At 53.0% G+C, this 443-nt stretch carries 1 protein-coding gene; it reads right to left on the minus strand.

From position 1 onward, the window contains the following. Positions 1–66: 66 nt before the first annotated feature. A partial coding sequence (gene purE, locus ACTHUM_RS19805; RefSeq protein WP_440403982.1) for a 5-(carboxyamino)imidazole ribonucleotide mutase occupies positions 67–443 on the minus strand: 377 nt, incomplete at its 5' end.

Consider the following 443-nt stretch of genomic DNA (forward strand, 5'->3'; position numbering starts at 1 on the left):
GGCCGTCTGAAAAGTGTAAAACGAAATCTAAGTTTCCTTTTACAACTTTCAGACGGCCTTAGTCCGTTATGCTTCGGGCAATTCCATGGCTAGAACGGTTTGCTCTTGTTTGGCACGGAAAGCCGCCAATTTTTCAGCCAATTCAGGATTTTCGTTGGCTAAAAGTGAAATGGCAAACAGCGCCGCATTGGCTGCGCCTGCTTCACCAATGGCAAATGTAGCAACAGGAACGCCTTTGGGCATTTGCACAATCGAAAGCAGGGAATCTTCGCCGCGCAGGTATTTGCTGGGAACGGGTACGCCCAAGATGGGGACGGTGGTTTTGGCTGCGACCATGCCCGGCAAGTGCGCTGCGCCGCCTGCACCGGCAATAATGGCTTTGATGCCGCGTGCGCGTGCGGTTTCGGCGTATTCAAACATCAAATCAGGCGTACGGTGTGCCG

It is taken from the genome of Neisseria sp. P0021.S006 (assembly GCF_051956895.1).